The following is a 15,827-nucleotide window of genomic DNA, read 5'->3' as shown; positions in this document are numbered from 1 at the left end:
CGATAAACAAGTTAGCACATTATTCCAAGTTGAAAAGAGGGATTTCCTATGTCTGAAAAACCAAATGAGATCAGTCAAGATGGATCGTTCAAACGCCAGACGAATCGTTTCACAACCCCTTTCGGTCAAAAAAAAGAGCATCTGCCGGTTGAAGCTGACCGTTATCGTCTTCTGTGGTCCCCCGCTTGCCCTTGGGCACACAGAGCTGTGATTGTACGCAGCTTGCTGGGACTGGAAGATGCAATAAGTCTAGGGACGACGAGTCCGATGCGTCCTAATATTGGCCGCGTCGACTGGGAATTTTCTTTAGATGAACAGAATCAAGATCCTGTACTCGGCATCCAGTACGTCAGTGAAGTCTATTTGAACGCGGACCCTGAATACACTGGTCGCCCTACCGTGCCTGTCATGGTGGATACGGAAACGAACAAGGCGGTCAACAATGATTATTTCAACTTGACCAACTATTTCGAGGTGGAGTGGCTCGATCATCATGCAGAAGGGGCTCCGAACCTTTATCCAGAAGACCTCCGCGAGGAAATCGACGAGTGGAGCGATGTCATTTTCCAAGACATCAATAATGGAGTGTATAAATGCGGGTTCGCTCACTCACAGAAAGCGTATGAGCAAGCTTATGATCAGTTGTTCGCCCGGTTGGATGAGCTGGAGGAGCGACTTGCCACCAATCGTTTCGTCCATGGAGATTATATAACGGATACGGACGTGCGCCTGTACACCACCCTAGCTCGGTTCGACGCCGCTTACTACAACGGGTTCAACACGAACCGCAACTTGATCCGTGAGATGCCGAACCTTTGGGGTTATGCGCGCGACCTTTACCAGACACCTGGTTTCGGAGACACGACCGATTTTGACTCGATCAAACGGCATTACCACCTGTCGATCACCATCGACCCTGATAAAAAGGATACACAGATCCTGCCAAAAGGACCGGATCTCACAGCTTGGGACGTCCCGCATGACCGGGAGCGTCTGAGCTCCCAAACCGATAAGTTCCGCAGATAAGGAGAGGAAGACATAATGCAGATCCGAGAAGCGAAGAAAGACGAACTTCCCTTGATCCGAAAGCAGCGAGTCGAGGCGTATCATGACCACGCCCGCTCCCTTCCGGATGAACACTGGCAAGCTTTGAAAAAGGCAATCTCGTCAGAAGCCGACCAACAACCCGGGGTGGAGTTGTACATTGCGGAAATCGATGGAGACATCGTAGGGAGCGTGGCTCTTTTCCCAGCCAAGACAGATGCCTACGAGGGCTATGTAGATGAACTGGATTATCCAGAGCTCCGCGTGCTCGCCGTAGATGGAAGTGCGCGCGGCAAAGGAGTAGGCTCTGCCTTAGTCCAAAAATGCATTGACCGCGCCAAAGCACAAGGTTATCATGCCATCGGACTCCATACGGGAGAATTCATGGATGAAGCGATGGCCCTCTATAAGAGGCACGGTTTCGAACGGCTCCCTGCCCACGATTTCGAGCCGGCGAATGACGGAATAATCGTGAAAGCATTCAAGAAAGACATTTAGAAGAAATAAGGTGCCTGCCCCGCTATTACAAGTGTGGCAGGCACTTTTTTTTTTGGAAGTGGAGCCTTTAATAAAAAAAACCGCGCCTCATGAATGAGACGCGGCGTGTCCTTTTGAGAGAAGTTTTCTTTTGCTTGAGAGACATATGAAATTAACTCAAGGACGATCATATTCTACCACATTTAGTTATTCTAATATACCTTTCGGAAAAGATGATCCAAAACGAAGTGGAATACGATAGCTTTTCACAGGATTGTCACCTTTTATGGAAGGATAGACATTTTGATGTACATAAAAAGACGGAATTCACTATTTTTTTCGATGAACTCTAATTTTCTACTTCCTTCCTGAGAGAAAGTATACTACTATAAATACACAAGCTTGAATCAAAGCTTTTTGATTACCGAAATACTTTCCGACAACAAACGGAAGAGATTTCCTTTGAGAGTTCACAGCTCGAATACAGGGGGATATTGTATGCCTACAATCAATTGCTTAAATGAAAAGATAGAAAAAGTCCGTCTCAAGATGTATGAAGCGTACGCAAATTCTGTCGAGTACTCGGAATTGGTGAAGATTTCCCAAGAGCTTGATGATTTGCTGAACCAGTTAGACAGACTCAACGCCTCTAATAACTAATAGCCTAAGAAATAGAAGCAAAACAGCACTTCCATATTAATGGGAGTGCTGTTTTCTTGTAAGCTGACTTATGTAAGGGGACTTAAGATTATGGCTTCTCTTTTTGTTCTAAAAGGATCGGGGCTATATTCAGTGCGATGGAGACAATAACCAAAAACCATAACACCCGTTCCATGCCAGGCACTACATCCATTAAAGCTGCCCAATCTTCCGCTTTCACCCATCGGTTTACGAGGCTGTATTCTGCGCACATTGTTAATGCTGTAAAGGATAACCCCAGTGCCATAGCAAGCTTGTAGTCCTTCCCTGCTTTATACATGTATAAGTTTATAACTGTCGCTACAATAGCGATAACACCTAAAATGATCCACATATCTACAATCCCCCTTTCCTTATACATTCATTCGAATGCGCTTCGATTAGGTAGTGAATCTTATTATCTACTTCTTCCAGACTATTTAGGAAAATTTAATACATTCGACAAAATGCAGTAATATCTGCTCATTTTTATGGAGTATGGTGGAGACATAAGTGAAACCATAACCATCAGGAGGAGAACAATGCCTTATAACAAGTTAAGCGATAAAAACCTGATCTGCCTGCATAACTTCTTTTTGACGCATATTCACCAAGGTACTCTATCAGCTATTATGTTCAATGAAGTTAAATTACTGGAAGCAATCGCTAGAAAAAGAGGGATATTACTTTTCAGCTTCTGGTACCGCCCGAGATACAAATGAAGAAACTATAAATGTAATCTCTACTTGTCGAGCCGGATGACTGGATCGATGTTACTTCATTCGTTTCTATTCGCTAGCCATGCAGCTAAGGCGAGCATATCGCCACCAGTTATCCGGTCCATATTCATTTTCAACCTTCCACTTAGTCAGACTTCCAACTGCCCTCCCACTGCTGCACCTCCATCCGACCAAACGAATTCAACCACTTCCCAAATAAGGTTATAGAAGAAATTCGAATAAGACTGCAACTATCACAATTGGTGCAACAAACTTCAAGAATCCTCTATCTTTCTTTATCAATGCTATCAAACTGAATATTATGCTGAGCACAGCTGCGAGGATCGAAGTGAAGAATAATAGTTGAATAACGATGACGATCGAGCCTTCCGGATTCACAGGTGCAATGAAATAGGACATATAGAAAAACACAGCCGCTATTATACTTAAGACTGCGGACCACTTGCTGAATGGTTGCTTCATTCGTCAACCTCCTTTTGTTCAAAAATGAATCTCCTCCTATTACTCCTTCAGCTTATCGATCCACTTTTTCACTATTTGTTTGAGGGAAATCGTCCTATTCCGGAAATGGATATAACAGAAGAAACTTATCATACTGATGATAAGATAAATGGTCGAGAGATTTATATCGTCCTTGATCAACCGTTTCAATAAACGCCCTTCTTCATCGATCGCAAGTATTCCTTCTACATTGTCGATACCAGAAATATTGGTGAAGATAGCCGAGCATCCAAAGTAAAACACAAACACAGCCGGGAATATAGAGCGGGTAGGTAGGGACTGCTTCCGAATGAAATCCTTGATGACAAGAAGAGCCGTTATGGCAACGATCAGACCGACTAAGCCTATATATATGTAAAAGGCGATGACATAAGGAATGACAAAACCTCCCTTTTCAAAATATATGATAGATTCTACTACCCATGGAAATAAATGTACATTAAATTCTATAAATGGATTCTAACGGGCATCTTCCCTTCTGCATCTGAATGCAAGGTGATCACGCGAGTGAAATTCCGATCATTAACTATATAAATATATTATAATGAGAAGACCCCCTTATCTATGTTTGAGTGATTTTTAAGCGGGAAATCATTTTATTGAGGGGAATATATATGGAATTGCTTACATTCCTAGTGGAGGAGAAGTATTCTAGAATAAGTTTTAAGAATGCACATAACCAGGATGTTGTGGGTGAGTTACTCCATTTCAAAACCAATGGAGATCTGATCGAATTCATCGGATTGAAGCCTACCGGGATCGCTTATTTCCCTATGGAACTGAGACCGCACATAATCTGTTCTGACAAGTTACAGTCTTTGACTTGCTATCTCTCTAGATGACTTAAATGGCGCTAGCCGACCAGGGGGCATCACCTGGCTCCCCCTCAAAAAAATTTCTTCAAGTTACATAGTACTGAGCTCGCCACTCATTATACTAATCATCCATTAAAGAATCCTTCTTAGCCTCTTCATTCCTATGCGAAAGTACTAAGTACCAATAATAGAGTAAGTATATAAATATCGATAAGCAAACCCATGCCCACAGTTCCAATTCTCCTAAACTACTCATAAAGTACTCCAGCTCATTTTGTTGACCTCTCCCTATACTTGAAAGAACCATCAATACTGTAGATACGGGAATTAAAATGATGGAAATAATAGAAGGTATGAGTGATTGCTTCTTAATAATTCCTTTTATAGCTAAAACAGCAGACACAGCTATGAATATGTAAAAAATCGCAACCACCCAAAAAGGTACTGTCGGAGACATATCATCCACCACCTTTCTATGACTAAATGACATACTGCATCCGTTCATTCAAAGCACACTTAGTTTAATGTACGTATTTTCACTTCTCTGCTTCCACCCTCCGCAGAGTAAAGTCTCTGCCTATTCATCTTCATTTTCCATATGTAAATGAGCAAGCCATAAAAGAAATCCCATTTCCTCTTCCGTTAATTCACGACCTAAGTTTTCCGTGAATTCTTGAACTAGATGCTCTAAATAAGAATTAGACTTCACTCACTATTCCCCCCGTTGATCAAAGTTCCCTACTCTTACATACTATTTTACTTAATTAACCTGCACTATGGAAGGTGCAGTATAGATTAAACCGACTGAACGAAATGGAAAGCTAACTTGACATTAACTCCAGCAAGACATATGATGAACGTATGGAAAGCTAACTTTCCATCAGGAGGACTTATCATGAAAAACCGTTTAGAAGAAATCCGCAAACAACAGGGGATTAGTCAAGGCGAGTTAGCTGCAGCGCTTGAAGTCTCAAGGCAAACGATCGGTTCACTGGAGAATGGAAGGTATAATCCATCGATCCTTTTAGCTTTCAAGATTGCCCGTTATTTCGGAATGAATATTGAAGAAGTTTTCATTTATGAGGAGGATGAAAAAGCATGAAAAGGATGATATATCTGCTTCCATTTGTGGGTGTAGCCTTACTCGCTGTTGGCGTGTACTTCATCAAAACTTTGGAAAATCCACAAGGTATTTTACAGGTGTTGCCGTATCTATTTGTTGGAGTCGGGTGTGTTATTTTCGGTTACGGGATGGGAGAAGTCATCCTCCGGCAGGCGATGAAGAGAGCTCCAGATGCCGCGAAGCAGCTTGAGATCGACCGGAAGGATGAACGTAATCTGGCTGTCTCTAGTCAGGCGAAAGCAAAGGCATACGATATGATGGTTTATGTGTTTCTGGCCTTGATTATATCGGTATCCATGATGGGGACAGATTTATCCGTGTTGTTGCTGATGGTTTTTGCGTATCTGTCTATCCTTGTGTATAACTCCTATCACCGGATCAAGTTCTTTAGAGAGATGTAATGATAGCTATACTTCATAATTCCAGGACCAGCACTATTTTGCTGGTCCTTTTGATTCCGATAAAGATGCAGCTAATACAAAGAACGCATTAAAAAAGGTCAACCTTGTTAACAGGGTTGATCTTTTCTCTTCCCTTTTGGGAGGAAAACCAGCACGATAGGTAAGATAAACGCTTCTTATCTGACGTTTCCGAACCATGCTCGATCTAAAACGTCCATGATCGGCTCGCTCTCTGCCCTTTCCGAGGATTCCGATACTCGAAATGGCAGAGAAGTGCTTTCTCTCTTACCTTTTCAGTAAAAATCTCCCATTAAAAGGCAGAGAGAAACTTCTGTGACTACTGTTCCTTCACAGACTAAGAAAATAGCCGTAAGCAGGCGTGTGCTATAATTCAGAAAAGGCTTTCATCTTAACCTTCTACTGTTAGACAAATTTGCCGGAGGTGGCAGTTATGAATATTGAATACTTAACAGAAGCTAGATATAAAGACTTTATCGATTTCTGTAAAAAGCATCGAAACGAGCTTGATGATTCGTTTCTATATGATGAAGACCTGGCAGACTTTCAGGCTGATGAGGAGAATCCGACATACATAGTTCTGGATGAAAACTCTCGCATTATTGCTGCTGTTTCCCTTCTCCAAGATTCGTATTATAAGAGAGGAAAGAAAGGCCGCTTCCGGATCTTCCATTCTGTAGAACCGAACATCGAAATCTACGAACAGATGCTCCACAGTATCAAGTCGCATACGAAAGATATTGAAGATATCTTCGTATTTATACATGAAGATAATATTGTCGTCCGAGATATTTTTCATTCCATGCAGTTTGATATAGAGCGTTACAGCTATTTCCTAGCAAGAGAAGCCTTGGACGTGACAGTACCGGACTTACCAGATGATTTCTATTTCGGAACCTTCACATTCAACAAGGATGAGGAAGACTATCTCTATGTGCGTAACGCTGGTTTCGCAACACTCAAAGGTTCAGAGACGCCTCGAACGTTGGAAGAAATCAAAGGTATGGAAAACGACGAAGAATATTTAGAAGGTGGTATTTTCCTTCTTTATCACGGGGAAAAACCGGTCGGAATCGTACGTTCATCGAAGGATGTTCACAACAACGAAGACGTATTGGACATCGGTCCTCTAGCGCTCATCCCTGAATATCAAGGAAAAGGACTAGGACGCCAGCTGTTAAGAAAAGCTCTTGAGTTCGGAAAAAGTAAGGGACTCCCTAAAGCAGTGTTATGCGTGAACGCGGATAACGAACAGGCAGTTCATCTTTACACGAAAGAAGGATTCGAAAAGGAAGAGTCTCTGGTTTGTTACCATTACACCCTCTAAACGAAAAAGAGTGCGACTATCCTAAGTGGATGGTCGCACTCTTTTTCAGGAGTAATCCCTCTCATCGTAACGATCCGATTTACTGCGGGAAGAGGCGATTCCAAGAAGTACACGTCCGACTCCTATCACAAGAAAGAAGATCACCACCATTAATGCGACTCCCATTCCATTACCTCCAGTTATCATTCAGCATTCTTATCATCTTAATAAACCCCTTCCCCTCCCACTCTATTCCAAACTTCGGGTATACTTTTGCAAGATTTGTATTCTCCTTACGTGCTAGATGATGTTTTATCTAATGGAGTACTGGGAACATTACTTTCCATGACCCTCCAGTAAATGGTAGGGGAATTATTTTCACGAAAAAAATCAAACAAGCCAACTTAAGGAGGCTATTATCAGTATGAGTCGTTTTACAATCCCACGCGATATTTATTTCGAAGAGAATGCACTTGAAGTGTTGGAGTCCTTTGAAGGGAAGAAGGCGGCACTTGTTATTGGAGGAGGTTCTGTCAAACGGAACGGCAACCTCAGTAAAGTTCAGGAACACCTGGCTAAAGCCAATATCGAAACAGAAGTACTGGAAGGTTTCAATACAGAGCCTACCTTTGAAATGGTCAAAAAAGGCGCGAAAGACTTGGAAGAGTTCCAGCCGGATTGGATCATCGGCATCGGCGGAGGTTCCGCGATGGATTCTGCCAAAGCGATCTGGCTCTATTACGAGCACCCGGACCTTGCTTTTGAAGATGCCATCAAGCCATTCGAACTGCCGCGCCTTCGCAATAAAGCAAAATTCGCCGGTATCCCGACGACAAGCGGAAGTGGTTCGGAAGTATCCAACCTGTCTGTTGTCGCGGATGAAACAACGAACGTGAAATATCCAGTAGCGGACTTCGAATTGACACCGGATGTCGCCATCATCGACCCGGTCATGATCGAAGAACTGCCGAAGCACATTGCTGCTTATACCGGTATGGACGCATTCACGCACACGATCGAAGCTTATGTAGCGAAACCGCGTACGATGTATACGGATATCCTGTCACTCGGCGGAGCGGAAGTTATCAAAGATAACCTGCTCGCTTCTTACCAAGGCGATCAGGAAGCAGCGAAGAAGATGCACTCCATCCAAGCCGTAGCAGGTATGGCCTTCGCCAACGCTGTACTCGGTAACGTGCACAGCCTTGCCCACAAGAGTGGTCCGACATTCGGCATCCCGCATGGCTATGCCAACGCGATTTACCTGCCTTACGTGATTCAGTTCAACCGTAAGGTCGTCGAAGACCGTTTTGCAGAAATCGCCCGTCGTCTTAACCTTGAAGGGAACAACGATGCCGAATTGACTGATTCTCTTGTCGAGTACATCTATCAACTGAACAAGGATCTTGGTCTTGCGACTACCCTTCAGGACTACGGTGTATCAGAAGAAGAGTTCAACAAGCATGTCGATACAATGGCTGAAAATGCTATGGACGATCCATGCACAGGCACCAACCCACGCGAAACAAGTGTGGAGCAAATGAAAGAGCTGTTCAAAGCCGCTTACTATGGCAAGGAAGCTCTAGTGAAAGCGTAAAGATTTATCGAAAAAAGTAAAGAGAGTCCAGGGGCACCCTGGACTCTCTTTTCTATTAGATCATCCCTATTCGCAAGATAATCCTATCTTCTCTTCTTTTTATACACCAATAGAACCAAAACAATTACTAGCAAGATAAGAAATATGTAGATGATGTTTGCGTAGATTTCCATGTAGCTTACTACGTCCTCCCACGATTCTCCGACAGAAGCGCCCAGGTTTACCAAGACGATATTCCAAATTGACGTACCCAGAAGTGTCAAAAGTACAAATACACCGAAATTCATATTGGACATCCCAGCAGGAACGGATACTAAGCTTCTGATCAGTGGGACAAACCTACAAAAGAAAACGGTCCAAGGACCATACTTATCAAACCATTGATCGGCTTTATGTATGTCGGATTTCGATAGTCTTAATACATGCCCCCACTTATCGACGATTTTTTCTAATCGTTCTACATCCAACTGTAAACCGATCGAGTATAATACCATTGCCCCAATCACCGAACCGATTGTAGAAGATACGACAACTCCAACTATACTCATGTCAGATGAAGTGGTCATAAACCCACCAAACGTCAGTATGACTTCAGAAGGGATCGGAGGAAATATATTTTCTAATGCAATTAAAAGCAAGATACCTATGTATCCATATTGATTCATCACTTCCATTAACCAATGTTCCATCTAATCCCCCCTCACCTTTTCAAAATTCAATCAATCCCAATTATTTCAAAATGGAGACAGGAACTCAAGATACAGAAATTATGGTTCCATCTCAGAAATATAGAAAATAGATCAGACCAGCTAAGAGAATCCGGTAAATCGCAAAAGGAACCAGTTTGATTCGGTTGATTAATTTTAAAAAGAAGCGAATGGAAACTAAGGCAAAGAAAAATGCACTTATAAACCCTACTACTACAAACGGCAACTCATCCAACGTGAAGTATTGCCAATTTTTCAGTAAAGAAAGGCCACTCGCTCCCAACATGATCGGAACGGCCATAATGAAAGTGAAATCAGAGGATGCCCGGTGACTCATACCAAGCAGCACACCGCCTGAGATCGTTGAACCGGACCTTGAGAATCCCGGCCACAACCCTATACATTGAAATAACCCCATCCCAAACGCTTGCTTATAGGAGATCTGGTCCACACTACTTGTAGTAAAGGATTTATTCTTTTGAAAGTAATCTGCGAAAATCATCAGAAACGCCCCAGCTGCAAGTCCAAAGATGACGGTTTGGACGGAAAACAGGTGTGTATCAATAAAGTCTTCGAAGGCAAAACCTAAAACACTAGCTGGAATGATTCCTACTATTACTTGAGATAGTTTTAATTTTCTCCCTTGCTGTTCCCTTTGTCCTTTCGTCAGATGGAGCATTTGGGTGAACTTATCCCTGAATATCACAACAACAGCAAGTATCGACCCTAGTTGGATGACTACTTTGAACGTATTGGCTACAGGTTCGCTATATAACTCTTTAGAATGTAGCCATAATTCATCTACGATAATCATATGACCTGTAGAAGAGACTGGCGCAAATTCAGTCAGTCCCTCGACCAAACCCAATAGAATGGACACGATCATTTCCCATAATCCCATAGCTCACTTCTCCCTGTATCAATCGGATTTCGGACATTAGTCTAATAGAGCACCTATAAAAAAGTCCCCCTTAAAAAGGAAGACTTAAAACCAGAGTTGCATTTTCCTTACTGCAGCAACGGAACCCTCGATGAATCTATACGATTCCAGTTGTCCATATAAGCATATGATGAAATGTATTAATCCATTACTCACTGCAGTAAAGTCGTAATCTATGTATTATTCGCCTCGAATGAGTTAGTTCCTTCTATGAAAACCATTGTTGTATTCACAGATTGTGCGCTCCCATGCTTCCCCTCATATCAAACAATAATTCGATCAATGCTTCCCGATATGGAATGAAAGAACCATCAGAAATCATATGCAAAACCTCATCCTTATCGGCCCACTTCACCTGTTTCACTTCTTCTGTCGGCAGGGAAAGCTCCGAGATGTCAAGATCGGTCTCGATAAGATAATAGTCATCAAACCCGTATTCGAAGTTGACCGTCAGAGACGGACGACTGTCCTGAAGGCCCAGTGTATAACCGATTTCTTCGTGAACTTCCCTTTCTGCTGCTTGCTGACTGGTTTCACCAGCTATAGCACTACCTCCTACGGTAATGTCCCACATGTTCTTCCAATCTTCCTTGTCCGGCTGACGTTGCTGGATCAGCATTTCACCAGACTCGTTGAATAAGCACACGTGAATCACCAAATGGTAGGCATCCTTTTCAAATGCATTCCCGCGATTCATTTGCTTGCCTGTCCGGTTTCTATCCTTGTCGTAAATATCCCACTTCTCCATGCTCCCACTCCCAACAAAATCTCTATTCCAGCAATCATTTATCGAAGGCAGACTTTTATCCTCTCGCACGCTTCTTACGGTTGATGAGGTCTAAGTATTTTGTCTTGCTCCAATAAACGCCCCTTATCATCTAAAGAAAAAATTCCAGGTGACCAATTCTTCAATGTCCCGTAACCCCCAATTATTTCCCCTTTTATTTCATAAATAGTGGCAGTCAGGTTATCACCGTTTTGTTGTTCTTCTTTCAGAATATATGTAGTTATTTTTGCCTCTGTCCCCTTTTTGTTGTACGGTTTTAAATTCAAACCACCGCTTTGTAAAGTTTCTATAGACTCAGGATAGTAATCTATCACTTCTGTGCTTGTTCTGCATTTCGATGCAATGTGCCAACCGTGTTGCTTTAAATAATTTAGGTGGCCTTTAGGGAATGACTCCTCAACCCTCGTACAATCACTTAAAGTTGATTGTTCATCAGAAGCACTATTATCTATCGTTGCCCATACAAGAGAGAACAAAGTGACACCAAAAAGAGCAAGCACAATAAAAGTTCGCAACTACTGAACTCCTCTCCTGATATTGCAAGGCTACCTCAAACTCTATTGCCCTGTTCAACTCTTCCGTCCTTATCCATCAATGAATAGTGATAAGGTTGCGATCCCAAACATGACTGAAGCAACACTGATGTAAACAAAGGAGTACACTCTTCTTTTTCCTTTTGGAGGCAACTGTGTGTACTCTTGAATGACGAGGGATGGAGCTAAGAACAGCCAAATGTTCATCCAAGTGAAAGGAACATCTATAAATAAAACTAACAGAATCATAATTATTGAGATTAATAACAAACTATTGCTAAGGTATTTCGATACTTTTTTCATACGCCCTCCCGGCTTTAACTCCCACTCCCACCTGAATCATTAATCAAGCAACCTCTTATTAATAAAAATATACACTATTAAAAGCAACACTAGCATAACCACCGCAAGCACAGTACCTTCATTGGCATAATCGAAGACACCATTGAAAATCACTAATAGACCCAACGGAAGAAAGAATCCCGCTCCAGTTATTACACCTAGCAAAGACTTGTTTTTTATATTCTTCTCATTGAATCCAGCTAACAGCCATGTCTGTTTTTTCACCCCGACCAAATAGGAAATCACTAATAGAGAGATACCGATTATCAGTAATCCATATTCCATTACCTAATCCCCTTCCAACTTAATCCCACTTAAAACAGAACTTCAAGTCGAAGTTCTGTTTTAAGTCATATGCTCACTTGGAAAAAGTGTCATCCACCTTCTTCTCAAAATCCTCGGTTTCTTTGTCAGACATTATGAAAGAAGAAAGGAAAACGTAACCTAACACGCAAGAAACCGCTCCTCAAATCGCCATTTCAACAAGGTCATCCGTTGAATTAAGAAAAAACAGGGAAAAGAATATGAGAGCCCCAACTATGACACTTATAGTCCCTTTTATCATCGCTTTGCTCATGATCTTTATCCCCCTGCTTTCTGTTAGTTAAATGAATGTCCCTATCTATAACAGCAACATTGACTGGCACAATAGCAGATGGTTTATTCGAAAGACTCCGCAATTTGAATCAATTCCTCTTTGGAAACTCCACCATTTTCCTGATCATCAGCCGATGACATATTGTACACGACACCGTCTTCTTTCCAAACCAGTCGTCTGACAGTGGTTCCCTGATCATTCACTTCCTGCTCGGCATACTGACCCTCGATCGACCCGATCTGCACTGCTTCTGTTTCGACATCCAGATTGATGGATTCCCCGTTGAACGTCATAAGCTCTACGGCTTCCCCTTCACCGATAAAAGTGAAGTCGAACACCTTTTCTTCATTCTCAGTCGGTGCTGCTGAGAATTTCGCATCGCTTATTTCAAACGGAAATTGCGTCGGTAACTTCAGTTGATAAGACTGCTCTTCTAATTGGGTTTGGAGGCTTTCGTTATCATAAGGAACGCCTTCACTTGCATTGGAATTGGCGCACCCGGCTAAAACAACTAAGACGATCATTACCGCAGCTGCTAAGTATTTCATATTTCCTCTCCTTTTCAATCGTTCCCATATATTACATATACGAATGCCTTGAGTAAACGTTTCACCTGAGGTTAATTGGTCAGCACGAGCTGTTCTGTTTCCCCGTTCCATTCCACCTAATTATGTACGTTTCATATGAAAACAGAATAAGTAGAAGGATGTGCAAAGCCTACCTTCTCCGCCAATTTTATTGAAGCGCTATTCGAGACATCACAGTCCCACCTCGGAACCAGTCCTTGCTCCAAGCAATGATGGATGAATGCCTCGGATACTACAGTGGCGAGTCCCTTCCCTCTGTGCCTGTCATTCGTAGCGATATCTATTTCTGCAACATCCCTTGAACAGAATATCGATGTCCCTTCACTGACGACCTCTCCATTATGAAGCATGCAAAATCCGAACCCTTTCATAAGAAAATCCGTTTCAGAACCCCAGTACTTCCTGTAATAAGATTCGTCAAACTCAGCGGATTGTTCGATGTGGGTGGAGTTGATCGGCTTCAATTCATAACCTCTTGGTGGCTCAAGTGAAAAAGGTGATGTACTTTCCATAAGGTATTCGAAACTATATCTTTTTAATTGCTTCGCTTCCTCGTCAAGGTAGTCATTTAGCAATGCATCCCACAGTTCTGAAGCTGTAAATAAGGTGAACCTTTTTCCAGCGGTTTTGCTTTTTCTGAATTGGTGGATCAGCCATTGATTGGACTTATCATTAGCTACGTCCCCGTAAATAAAGTACAGACCATTAGTTGTCTTGACTAGCACGGTTTCCAAGTCTTCAGACTCACTGTACACCGTTCCATCGATAGAACCATCCAGTACTGCATAAGCAAAAACAGGTACAAAAGAGGCATCCCTTTGGAGGCGGTTCTTGATGATATGATATTTCTCTGGTTTCACTGCTTCCATGTCTTAGCTCCTTATCCATACATTTAGAATGGTCATTTTTTTCTAGCTATACATATCAGTTCTGAAAAATCATTCGTGACTTTCCTTTCAGGGGATTCTTCTAAATCCTGCTTCATCCTGTAGAGGCCCCGGTTATATTCCACGTCATCAATCAGGGTAAGCACCGATATATCCCTGTTTTCTGCGAGCTCTATATAATCAGCTACTTTGATCTTTTCCATTTGATAGCTGCAGTCCATTCTGACGTCAAAGCCTCTTCGGGATAGCTCGCTGAACAGAACTTCTTTACTCCAGAACCTCTTATAATCCTCTACCAAAGCCGACGGAAAGTAATGATATACCCACCAATTCTTCATTCCATAGATATCGATGTTATGCAATTTGAGCATTCCACCTCTTTTTAGGACTCGATGGATTTCATCTAGAGCTTTCTCTTTCCCTTCAAAGTGGTGGAAAGCATAGTTATTCGTAATAACATCAAAGCCCCCATCTTCATAAGGCAAGCTCTCCGCAAACCCTTTCTCGAGTGTTACATCCTCAACTTTGTCTTTCGCTTTAGTCAGCATCTCCTGTGAGGCATCAAGACCGTGCCAGTTAATGTTGGATTCCTTGAATGAATTGTACTGATGACTTAAGTAAATACCTGTGCCACATGCTAGGTCTAGGAAATGATAGGATGATTTGCGGTTATTTTGTATGTATTTTTCTAGATCCGTGTCCACTTTTATTTCTTCAAAGCGGAATGGATTACTGTCATAAACTTCCGCTACTTTCGAATAATCGGTAACCTTCATAGAATCCCTCTTCCCTAAATAATTTTGAGTTATCTATAGTCCCTGATTCCATTTTCAAATGCCTCTACATCACTATTCTTCCATCCATGAAGGGCTTCTTGTAAAGCGAATGTACTCTTATAAAAGGTTATCCTATCAAGAACCTTTTCTCCTTCAGGACACAAGCTCAGACACCTCTCCACAAAAGGTTGACCATAACTCGCTAATAGTCCTGCAAAATCATAAGCTGGATCTCCAATCTCCGCTTCTCCAAAGTCGATGACGCCAGATATTCTATTAGTTGTTGGATCCCACAAAATATTAGATGCACCGAAATCGCCATGGATCAGAACTGTATCGAAATCGAAAAGTTCATCTCTTGATAAAAAGCCTTCAAAGTTATGGGAGACCTCTGACTTTGATATTTCCTTCATATATGGGAACAACTTTTCTTGAAAATCATTGTATAGCTCCACCACAGATTGGCGTATATCTTTAGCGGTTTGTTTCTTTATATCTAAGCTGGCGACAGGTTGAGAGTGAAGTTCAGAAAGGAATGCAACTAATTGGGAGGAAAGGACCTGTATATGTTCTTCATTCTTTATTTCTTTCATTGTTTGGGACCATAAAGGAGAACCTTGAATAAATGGATAGCCAGTAAAGACTTTGCCTACTTCATAAGGCTCGAAAGCTCTGTATTGAGGGCGGGGGATGGATAGACTGACGTTTCCCTTTATCTGATCCAATATCTTCGTTTCTTTTTCTAATTTATATATACCTTCTATGTACTTCGGGAATCTGAAAACAAGCGAATTATTTACGATGATCACATCATTGTTTTGGCCGATTTCATTCCATTCAATTTGGTCTATCTTCAAATCCGGATACAGTTCTTTAATTCTCCGTTCATAGTTATCCATTACTGTACGACCTCCAGCCGATTTAAACAAAGCCCTAGACGAAGTTACTTACGTCAGGGCTTTGTTAATAC

Annotated in this window: 24 protein-coding genes; 8 read left to right on the top strand and 16 right to left on the bottom strand. The window is 42.0% G+C overall.

Annotated features, from left to right (window positions below; translation table 11 throughout):
- The first annotated feature begins 48 nt into the window (after positions 1-48).
- From E4663_RS00810 to E4663_RS00800, 3 genes are all read left to right on the top strand, one after another.
- Entirely contained in the window at positions 49-1,026 is a 978-nt protein-coding gene (locus E4663_RS00810; protein ID WP_135326309.1) for a glutathione S-transferase family protein, read from the top strand.
- 15 nt (positions 1,027-1,041) lie between these two features.
- A complete protein-coding gene (locus E4663_RS00805) occupies positions 1,042-1,542 on the top strand; it encodes a GNAT family N-acetyltransferase (protein ID WP_135326308.1) in 501 nt (166 codons plus the stop codon).
- A gap of 477 nt (positions 1,543-2,019) precedes the next feature.
- Entirely contained in the window at positions 2,020-2,181 is a 162-nt protein-coding gene (locus E4663_RS00800; protein ID WP_135326307.1) for an aspartyl-phosphate phosphatase Spo0E family protein, read from the top strand.
- An 88-nt stretch (positions 2,182-2,269) separates the two neighbouring features.
- Here E4663_RS00800 and E4663_RS00795 read toward each other — a convergent pair whose 3' ends face one another.
- On the bottom strand, positions 2,270-2,554 hold the full coding sequence (locus tag E4663_RS00795) for a hypothetical protein (protein ID WP_135326306.1): 285 nt from the start codon (positions 2,552-2,554) through the stop codon (positions 2,270-2,272).
- A 187-nt stretch (positions 2,555-2,741) separates the two neighbouring features.
- Here E4663_RS00795 and E4663_RS00790 point away from each other — a divergent pair, with 187 nt between their 5' ends.
- Positions 2,742-2,921: a hypothetical protein gene (locus E4663_RS00790; RefSeq protein ID WP_135326305.1), complete on the top strand. Its 180-nt coding sequence runs from the start codon at positions 2,742-2,744 to the stop codon at positions 2,919-2,921.
- A gap of 219 nt (positions 2,922-3,140) precedes the next feature.
- Here E4663_RS00790 and E4663_RS00785 read toward each other — a convergent pair whose 3' ends face one another.
- The 4 genes from E4663_RS00785 to E4663_RS20220 form a co-directional block, all read right to left on the bottom strand.
- Positions 3,141-3,401 carry a hypothetical protein gene (locus tag E4663_RS00785; RefSeq protein WP_135326304.1) on the bottom strand — a complete coding sequence of 87 codons (261 nt, stop codon included), beginning with the start codon at positions 3,399-3,401 and terminating at the stop codon, positions 3,141-3,143.
- Positions 3,402-3,440: 39 nt separating this feature from the next.
- Positions 3,441-3,689 carry a hypothetical protein gene (locus E4663_RS00780; RefSeq protein ID WP_135326303.1) on the bottom strand — a complete coding sequence of 83 codons (249 nt, stop codon included), beginning with the start codon at positions 3,687-3,689 and terminating at the stop codon, positions 3,441-3,443.
- A gap of 687 nt (positions 3,690-4,376) precedes the next feature.
- Positions 4,377-4,712, bottom strand: a complete 336-nt coding sequence (locus E4663_RS00775; protein ID WP_135326302.1) for a hypothetical protein — start codon at positions 4,710-4,712, stop codon at positions 4,377-4,379.
- A 120-nt stretch (positions 4,713-4,832) separates the two neighbouring features.
- Positions 4,833-4,964, bottom strand: coding sequence for a hypothetical protein (locus E4663_RS20220; RefSeq protein WP_277752097.1), 132 nt, complete (start codon positions 4,962-4,964; stop codon positions 4,833-4,835).
- A gap of 186 nt (positions 4,965-5,150) precedes the next feature.
- Between E4663_RS20220 and E4663_RS00770 the strand changes: the two genes are divergently transcribed.
- The 3 genes from E4663_RS00770 to E4663_RS00760 all read left to right on the top strand — a co-directional run bounded on the left by E4663_RS00770 (position 5,151) and on the right by E4663_RS00760 (position 7,124).
- Positions 5,151-5,357 carry a helix-turn-helix transcriptional regulator gene (locus E4663_RS00770; RefSeq protein ID WP_135326301.1) on the top strand — a complete coding sequence of 69 codons (207 nt, stop codon included), beginning with the start codon at positions 5,151-5,153 and terminating at the stop codon, positions 5,355-5,357.
- Positions 5,354-5,779 (top strand): DUF6442 family protein, encoded by a 426-nt coding sequence (locus E4663_RS00765; protein ID WP_135326300.1) that lies wholly within the window; start codon positions 5,354-5,356, stop codon positions 5,777-5,779. The genes E4663_RS00770 and E4663_RS00765 overlap by 4 nt, the downstream gene beginning before the upstream one ends.
- A 451-nt stretch (positions 5,780-6,230) precedes the next feature.
- Positions 6,231-7,124, top strand: coding sequence for a GNAT family N-acetyltransferase (locus tag E4663_RS00760; protein ID WP_135326299.1), 894 nt, complete (start codon positions 6,231-6,233; stop codon positions 7,122-7,124).
- 45 nt (positions 7,125-7,169) lie between these two features.
- Here the strand turns inward: E4663_RS00760 and E4663_RS19630 are convergent, their stop codons facing one another.
- Entirely contained in the window at positions 7,170-7,310 is a 141-nt protein-coding gene (locus E4663_RS19630) for a hypothetical protein (protein WP_158290379.1), read from the bottom strand.
- A gap of 217 nt (positions 7,311-7,527) precedes the next feature.
- On the opposite strand from E4663_RS19630, the gene E4663_RS00755 reads away from it, so the two are divergent.
- On the top strand, positions 7,528-8,700 hold the full coding sequence (locus E4663_RS00755; protein ID WP_135326298.1) for an iron-containing alcohol dehydrogenase: 1,173 nt from the start codon (positions 7,528-7,530) through the stop codon (positions 8,698-8,700).
- Positions 8,701-8,783: 83 nt separating this feature from the next.
- Here the strand turns inward: E4663_RS00755 and E4663_RS00750 are convergent, their stop codons facing one another.
- The 10 genes from E4663_RS00750 to E4663_RS00705 all read right to left on the bottom strand — a co-directional run bounded on the left by E4663_RS00750 (position 8,784) and on the right by E4663_RS00705 (position 15,756).
- Positions 8,784-9,389, bottom strand: coding sequence for a DedA family protein (locus tag E4663_RS00750; RefSeq protein ID WP_135326297.1), 606 nt, complete (start codon positions 9,387-9,389; stop codon positions 8,784-8,786).
- A gap of 91 nt (positions 9,390-9,480) precedes the next feature.
- Positions 9,481-10,308, bottom strand: coding sequence for an undecaprenyl-diphosphate phosphatase (locus E4663_RS00745; RefSeq protein WP_135326296.1), 828 nt, complete (start codon positions 10,306-10,308; stop codon positions 9,481-9,483).
- Positions 10,309-10,576: 268 nt separating this feature from the next.
- A complete protein-coding gene (locus tag E4663_RS00740) occupies positions 10,577-11,095 on the bottom strand; it encodes an NUDIX hydrolase (RefSeq protein WP_135326295.1) in 519 nt (172 codons plus the stop codon).
- Positions 11,096-11,169: 74 nt separating this feature from the next.
- Entirely contained in the window at positions 11,170-11,649 is a 480-nt protein-coding gene (locus tag E4663_RS00735) for a DUF4830 domain-containing protein (protein WP_135326294.1), read from the bottom strand.
- A gap of 69 nt (positions 11,650-11,718) precedes the next feature.
- Complete coding sequence (locus E4663_RS00730) at positions 11,719-11,970, bottom strand: hypothetical protein (RefSeq protein ID WP_135326293.1); 252 nt, start codon at positions 11,968-11,970, stop codon at positions 11,719-11,721.
- A 39-nt stretch (positions 11,971-12,009) separates the two neighbouring features.
- The gene (locus E4663_RS00725; protein WP_135326292.1) at positions 12,010-12,294 is read right to left on the bottom strand and encodes a DUF3784 domain-containing protein; all 285 of its coding nucleotides are present in this window, start codon (positions 12,292-12,294) and stop codon (positions 12,010-12,012) included.
- A gap of 375 nt (positions 12,295-12,669) precedes the next feature.
- On the bottom strand, positions 12,670-13,155 hold the full coding sequence (locus tag E4663_RS00720) for a DUF4367 domain-containing protein (protein ID WP_158290378.1): 486 nt from the start codon (positions 13,153-13,155) through the stop codon (positions 12,670-12,672).
- Positions 13,156-13,286: 131 nt separating this feature from the next.
- Entirely contained in the window at positions 13,287-14,063 is a 777-nt protein-coding gene (locus E4663_RS00715) for a GNAT family N-acetyltransferase (RefSeq protein WP_135326290.1), read from the bottom strand.
- Between the two features lie 32 nt (positions 14,064-14,095).
- Entirely contained in the window at positions 14,096-14,857 is a 762-nt protein-coding gene (locus E4663_RS00710; RefSeq protein WP_135326289.1) for a class I SAM-dependent methyltransferase, read from the bottom strand.
- Positions 14,858-14,886: 29 nt separating this feature from the next.
- Entirely contained in the window at positions 14,887-15,756 is an 870-nt protein-coding gene (locus E4663_RS00705) for a phosphotransferase family protein (protein ID WP_135326288.1), read from the bottom strand.
- Between the last annotated feature and the right edge of the window lie 71 nt (positions 15,757-15,827).

Source organism: Halobacillus salinus, assembly GCF_004684905.1.
GTDB lineage: Bacteria > Bacillota > Bacilli > Bacillales > Halobacillaceae > Halobacillus > Halobacillus salinus.
This window is presented reverse-complemented; position numbering and strand designations above follow the sequence as displayed.

Excerpts from the sequence above, each read along its gene's own strand:
- E4663_RS00810 (WP_135326309.1), top strand. The coding sequence starts at position 49 with ATGTCTGAAAAACCAAATGAGATCAGTCAAGATGGATCGTTCAAACGC.
- E4663_RS00805 (WP_135326308.1), top strand. The coding sequence starts at position 1,042 with ATGCAGATCCGAGAAGCGAAGAAAGACGAACTTCCCTTGATCCGAAAG.
- E4663_RS00760 (WP_135326299.1), top strand. The coding sequence starts at position 6,231 with ATGAATATTGAATACTTAACAGAAGCTAGATATAAAGACTTTATCGAT.
- E4663_RS00715 (WP_135326290.1), bottom strand. The coding sequence starts at position 14,063 with ATGGAAGCAGTGAAACCAGAGAAATATCATATCATCAAGAACCGCCTC.
- E4663_RS00775 (WP_135326302.1), bottom strand. The coding sequence starts at position 4,712 with ATGTCTCCGACAGTACCTTTTTGGGTGGTTGCGATTTTTTACATATTC.
- E4663_RS00765 (WP_135326300.1), top strand. The coding sequence starts at position 5,354 with ATGAAAAGGATGATATATCTGCTTCCATTTGTGGGTGTAGCCTTACTC.
- E4663_RS00795 (WP_135326306.1), bottom strand. The coding sequence starts at position 2,554 with ATGTGGATCATTTTAGGTGTTATCGCTATTGTAGCGACAGTTATAAAC.
- E4663_RS00770 (WP_135326301.1), top strand. The coding sequence starts at position 5,151 with ATGAAAAACCGTTTAGAAGAAATCCGCAAACAACAGGGGATTAGTCAA.
- E4663_RS00750 (WP_135326297.1), bottom strand. The coding sequence starts at position 9,389 with ATGGAACATTGGTTAATGGAAGTGATGAATCAATATGGATACATAGGT.
- E4663_RS00800 (WP_135326307.1), top strand. The coding sequence starts at position 2,020 with ATGCCTACAATCAATTGCTTAAATGAAAAGATAGAAAAAGTCCGTCTC.
- E4663_RS19630 (WP_158290379.1), bottom strand. The coding sequence starts at position 7,310 with ATGATAACTGGAGGTAATGGAATGGGAGTCGCATTAATGGTGGTGATC.
- E4663_RS00730 (WP_135326293.1), bottom strand. The coding sequence starts at position 11,970 with ATGAAAAAAGTATCGAAATACCTTAGCAATAGTTTGTTATTAATCTCA.
- E4663_RS00705 (WP_135326288.1), bottom strand. The coding sequence starts at position 15,756 with ATGGATAACTATGAACGGAGAATTAAAGAACTGTATCCGGATTTGAAG.
- E4663_RS00785 (WP_135326304.1), bottom strand. The coding sequence starts at position 3,401 with ATGAAGCAACCATTCAGCAAGTGGTCCGCAGTCTTAAGTATAATAGCG.
- E4663_RS00720 (WP_158290378.1), bottom strand. The coding sequence starts at position 13,155 with ATGAAATACTTAGCAGCTGCGGTAATGATCGTCTTAGTTGTTTTAGCC.
- E4663_RS00755 (WP_135326298.1), top strand. The coding sequence starts at position 7,528 with ATGAGTCGTTTTACAATCCCACGCGATATTTATTTCGAAGAGAATGCA.
- E4663_RS00710 (WP_135326289.1), bottom strand. The coding sequence starts at position 14,857 with ATGAAGGTTACCGATTATTCGAAAGTAGCGGAAGTTTATGACAGTAAT.
- E4663_RS00740 (WP_135326295.1), bottom strand. The coding sequence starts at position 11,095 with ATGGAGAAGTGGGATATTTACGACAAGGATAGAAACCGGACAGGCAAG.
- E4663_RS00745 (WP_135326296.1), bottom strand. The coding sequence starts at position 10,308 with ATGGGATTATGGGAAATGATCGTGTCCATTCTATTGGGTTTGGTCGAG.
- E4663_RS00725 (WP_135326292.1), bottom strand. The coding sequence starts at position 12,294 with ATGGAATATGGATTACTGATAATCGGTATCTCTCTATTAGTGATTTCC.
- E4663_RS00790 (WP_135326305.1), top strand. The coding sequence starts at position 2,742 with ATGCCTTATAACAAGTTAAGCGATAAAAACCTGATCTGCCTGCATAAC.